This is a genomic window from Flintibacter sp. (genome assembly GCF_046973065.1).
Genome location: NZ_JBKVXZ010000095.1, coordinates 1 through 4459, shown reverse-complemented (window position 1 = coordinate 4459; position 4459 = coordinate 1). Strand labels below are relative to the sequence as shown.

Genomic DNA, 4459 nt, shown 5'->3' with positions numbered 1-4459 from the left:
CACCACCACCACTCCGGCAATGGAGAGGGCCATCTGCCAGGTGGGGGTAAAGTCATAGCTGCTGGAGACCGCGGAGGCAGTTCCCAGGGCGGTGAGGTCCCAGGGCAGCACCGGGGTGCCGCGGTAGACCGAGACAAAATAATTGGCCGCGCCCCAGATTCCGCTGATGATATGTAACAGCACGCAGCTGATGACCCAGCGGCCGGTGAGGGCACACAGCAGGTAGTAGACCGCGCCGATGCAGATGGCGTTGGCGACTACCACGCCCAGCGACATCTGCCAGGGATAAGCTCCAAGAATAAACTGCATCAAATAAAAGGCCGTCACCGGCGGCACCAGGAGCAGGGCAGCCTGGAGCAAAAGCGCCCTGTTCCGCCGCAGGTCTAAACGGCGGAGCCATTGGTTCATTTCAGACAGTCTCCTCTTTTTTAACATAGAATTTACAAACGGCTTACATTGTACACGAATTCTGGGGAAATGTCAAAGAATATATTGGAAAAGGGGGGATATCCCTGGGTATCTGACCTATTTTTAATAGAAAAATTAGACAAACGAAAGAAATCCTTAAAAAAGAAACAGAAGGGTTTGACAACTGGTTACGAATGTGTTACAATTCGGTTACAACATCAAACTTTGAGGAGGAACGACATGGCTTCGGAGAAGATTCCTCTTTCCTATAAGGGACATCCCCTGCGCCGGAAAGACAACCTGATTTACTACGGCACCATGGCCGAGAAATACATTATCATGCTGCAGGTTCTGGACACCAAAAAGGTGGACGATATGGACGTAGCTACCAAGGTCAGCGTTCAGCTGCAGCTCACCGACCCCGACCTGAAGAGCCGGGACCGTGTGGTCAAGAAGAGTGAAAAGGACAGCCTGTACGCCGCCATGGATGTGGCTTCTGTCTGGCTGGAACGGGCGCTGAGCGGCAAGTAATTGCCCGGCGCAAATTAAAATCAAGTTTACGAAAGAGAAACGGAGGAGTATTCCTATGCATCTGTCCAAAGCCCTGGCTGCAAAGCTGGCCGCCGCTGTGCTGGTGGTCTCCGCCCTGGTTACCCCTACTCTGGCCGCGAATGTCGGCACTGTGACCAGTGATTCCGGCCTGAATCTTCGCGCTCAGGCCAACACCACTTCTTCTGTGCTGTCGGTACTGCCCAGCGGTACTCAGGTGGATGTGATCAGCACCACCAGCGACGGTAAGTGGCATCAGGTCACCTATCTGGGTGTGACCGGATATGTCTCCGGAGATTATCTCAGCGTGGTGGCTGAAAAGGTTTATGGTCAGGTGGTTGCCGATTCTCTGAATATCCGCACCGGCCCCGGCACCAACTATGCCACCTGCGGCTCCCTCAGCAAGGGCACCGTGGTGGAGGTTCTGGACACCGTCGGTGGTCTGGGCGGCTGGTATAAGATCGCCAACGGCTATGTGAGCACCGATTATGTGACTCTGGTGGATGCCAGCGTGGCCAACGGCTCTGCCAAGGGCGCCGCCATTGCTGCCTATGCCAAGCAGTTTGTGGGCTACCCCTACGTGTACGGCGGCAGCAGCCCCAGCGGCTTTGACTGCTCCGGTTTTGTTACTTATGTGTGCAAGCAGAACGGTTACTCCGTTAACCGAACCGCCTCCGCTCAGATGAGCAACGGCACCGCCGTGACCAAGGCTCAACTGCAACCCGGCGATCTGGTGTTCTTCAACAGCGGGAACTCCAGCAAGCTGGCCACCCACGTGGGTATCTATCGGGGCAACGGTCAGTTCGTCCACGCCTCCACTTCCAGCACCGGCGTGATCATCAGCGACATCAATTCCTCTTACTACAGCAGCACCTTTGTGGGCGCTCGCCGCCTGGGCTGATTCTGTTCGAGATTCTCTTTCTACATAAACTTGAAAATCCCGCGGTACATGGTACCGCGGGATTTTTTGTGCTTGCGTAAAAAAGAGCCCGGCCAACGGCCGGGCTCGGAATTTTTCGGAATTACTCCTGGACCTCGTGCAGACGCTTGACAGCGGCAGAGTCGGAGACGCTCTTGACGGGAGCATCGTTGGTGTACTTGGTAACCGTAGCGGTGCTCTTCTTCACGGGAGTGATGGTACCGGCGCCGGCCACGCAGCCGCCGGGGCAGCCCATGCCCTCCAGCAGGTAACCGTTGTACTTGCCGGTCTTGGCCATCAGCAGCATCTTGCGGCACTCACGCAGGCCGTCGGCGTGCTCCACCAGAACCTCACGGTCGGGATCGATCTCTTTGATGGCGGCCTTCACGGCAGCGGCCACGCCGCCGGTCACTGCAAAGCCACGGCCTGCAGCGGTGCCGGTGCTGAACTCGTCATCGGGGTTGATGGGCATGTCCGCGGGAACAATACCCTTGGCGTCAAAGATGCCCTGCATTTCCTCAAAGGTGAGGACGAAGTCCACGTCGCTGCGGATGGTGCGGCGGGAGGCCTCCAGCTTCTTGGCGGCGCAGGGACCGATGAAGACGACGCGGGCGTCGGGATGATCCTTCTTGTACAGACGGGCGGTAAGCACCATGGGGGTCAGAGCCATGGAGATATAGGGGGCAAACTGGGGGAAGAACTTCTTGGCCATCACGCTCCAGGCGGGGCAGCAGGAAGTAGCCATGAAGGGCTGCTCGGCGGGGACCTTCTTGAGGAAGTCCTCGGCCTCCTCGGCGGTACACATGTCGGCGCCCACGGCAACCTCGATAACCTTGTCAAAGCCCACACGGCGCATAGCCTCGCGCATCTGAGAAGAGGTGACCTTGTCGCCGAACTGGCTGACAAAGGCGGGAGCCACAGCGGCGACCACCTTGTCACCACGCTTGATGGCCTGGATGAGCTGGAAGATCTGGCTCTTATCGGAGATAGCGCCGAAGGGGCAGTTGACCAGGCACATGCCGCAGGAAACGCACTTGTCATAGTCGATCTTGGCGCGGCCCAGCTCGTCAGAGCCGATGGCGTCCATGCCGCAGGCCTCAGCACAGGGGCGCTCCAGCTTCAGGATGGCGCCGTAGGGGCAGGCGTCGGCGCACTTGCCGCACTTGATGCACTTGGTCTGGTCGATGAAGCTCTTGCCCTGGACCAGAGAGATGGCGTCCTTGGGGCAGACCTCCATGCAGGGGTGAGCCAGGCAGCCCTGGCACATATTGGTGACCCGAACCTGCTTGGGAGGGCAGGCGTTACAGGCAAAGTTGATGATGTTGATCAGGGGGGGCTCATAGTACTTCTCGGCAATGGCGCTCTCCTCGATGTTAGCGCCGGTGGGAGCGTACTCGTCAATCTCACGCAGAGGCAGGCCGATGGCCAAACGGAGACGCTCGCTGACAATGGCGCGCTCCAGGAAGATATTCTGACGGTGGCGGGCTACCTCGCCGGGAATGATTTTATAGGGCAGATGCTCGATCGCCTTGGCGTAATCGCCGCCCTCAAAGGCCAGGCGGGCAACTTCGGTAAAGACCTGACGCCGGATATCGTTGATAAAGGTGTGGACTCCCCGCATAAATTTTTCCTCCTCCTAAATTTGCAAGAAAACTTTCACACTAGTCAGCATCATATTACCATAGCTTACCTCATTTTACAACATATCTTTCCTTAAGACAACAGAGAATTTCCACCGATTTTCCCTCATTTCCTTTGGAGTTAGTGACGAGAGCCAAGGGGACCAAATGGGCTGATATCCAATAAAATAGGAGCAGAAGGGGGAAAATAACCTTCTCTGGGGAGAAAATCCAGGTGGGGCAGAGAAAGCCGAAGGCAGGGGCGGAGCAGGCAGGCGGCGGGGTGAGAAAGTCCGGTATACCGGCAGGAAAGCTGGAAATGGAAGAGAGAGGAAATCGAAGAGATATGAAGCAATTGATGCACCAAAATGAAAAAAAGGAATCATTGCCTTTTCCTACTGCTATGGTATAATTTGAGAGAAAAATGAGCGCTTTTTTCCGCCGAGCGCAAAAAACGATCCATATATTAGGGAGGAAACTGGAGATGATGGTATCAACAAAGGGGCGCTATGCCCTTCGGGTCATGATCGATCTGGCCCAACAGGGGGGAGCGGGTTATATTCCCCTCAAGGACATTGCCCAGCGGCAGGGATTGTCGGAGAAGTATCTGGAGAGCATCGTCAAGCTGCTGGCCCGCAACGGCGACCTGGCGGGCGTGCGGGGCAAGGGTGGCGGCTACCGTCTGACCCGGGCGCCCAAGGACTACTCCGTGGGGGCGATCCTGCGCCTGACGGAGGGAAAGCTGGCCCCGGTAAACTGTCAGGCGCTGGAGGGGCAGTGTGAAAACGCCGCTCAGTGCCGGACTCGCCCGCTGTGGGAAAAGCTGGATGCCATGGTAGAGGAGTATCTGGACGGCGTGACCCTGGCTGACCTTTTGGAGGGGCCGGGAGCGGACTGAGGGCGTTTAACGGGAGTTTGACCTGTTGACGGTGGATGATTTTACAAAAGCCCCATACAATAATGC

Annotated in this window: 5 protein-coding genes and 1 pseudogene; 4 read left to right on the top strand and 2 right to left on the bottom strand. The window is 56.9% G+C overall.

The window, feature by feature from the left end:
• Positions 1 to 408 (bottom strand): annotated as a pseudogene (locus tag ACLTXB_RS18505) (LTA synthase family protein); the annotation flags it as partial.
• Between the two features lie 240 nt (positions 409 to 648).
• On the opposite strand from ACLTXB_RS18505, the gene ACLTXB_RS18500 reads away from it, so the two are divergent.
• Together ACLTXB_RS18500 and ACLTXB_RS18495 are read left to right on the top strand one after the other, a co-directional pair.
• Entirely contained in the window at positions 649 to 939 is a 291-nt protein-coding gene (locus ACLTXB_RS18500; RefSeq protein WP_008981749.1) for a hypothetical protein, read from the top strand.
• A gap of 55 nt (positions 940 to 994) precedes the next feature.
• The gene (locus tag ACLTXB_RS18495) at positions 995 to 1858 is read left to right on the top strand and encodes an NlpC/P60 family protein (RefSeq protein ID WP_428227954.1); all 864 of its coding nucleotides are present in this window, start codon (positions 995 to 997) and stop codon (positions 1856 to 1858) included.
• A 121-nt stretch (positions 1859 to 1979) separates the two neighbouring features.
• Here the strand turns inward: ACLTXB_RS18495 and ACLTXB_RS18490 are convergent, their stop codons facing one another.
• A complete protein-coding gene (locus tag ACLTXB_RS18490) occupies positions 1980 to 3497 on the bottom strand; it encodes a 4Fe-4S dicluster domain-containing protein (protein WP_428227953.1) in 1518 nt (505 codons plus the stop codon).
• A gap of 233 nt (positions 3498 to 3730) precedes the next feature.
• Here ACLTXB_RS18490 and ACLTXB_RS18485 point away from each other — a divergent pair, with 233 nt between their 5' ends.
• Entirely contained in the window at positions 3731 to 3907 is a 177-nt protein-coding gene (locus tag ACLTXB_RS18485; protein ID WP_428227952.1) for a hypothetical protein, read from the top strand.
• Positions 3908 to 3979: 72 nt separating this feature from the next.
• On the top strand, positions 3980 to 4393 hold the full coding sequence (locus ACLTXB_RS18480) for an RrF2 family transcriptional regulator (protein WP_020989917.1): 414 nt from the start codon (positions 3980 to 3982) through the stop codon (positions 4391 to 4393).
• Positions 4394 to 4459 lie beyond the last annotated feature (66 nt).

Bases quoted from the DNA above. Each gene is read 5' to 3' on its own strand.
- ACLTXB_RS18495 (WP_428227954.1), top strand. From the start codon at position 995: ATGCATCTGTCCAAAGCCCTGGCTGCAAAGCTGGCCGCCGCTGTGCTG.
- ACLTXB_RS18500 (WP_008981749.1), top strand. From the start codon at position 649: ATGGCTTCGGAGAAGATTCCTCTTTCCTATAAGGGACATCCCCTGCGC.
- ACLTXB_RS18480 (WP_020989917.1), top strand. From the start codon at position 3,980: ATGATGGTATCAACAAAGGGGCGCTATGCCCTTCGGGTCATGATCGAT.
- ACLTXB_RS18490 (WP_428227953.1), bottom strand. From the start codon at position 3,497: ATGCGGGGAGTCCACACCTTTATCAACGATATCCGGCGTCAGGTCTTT.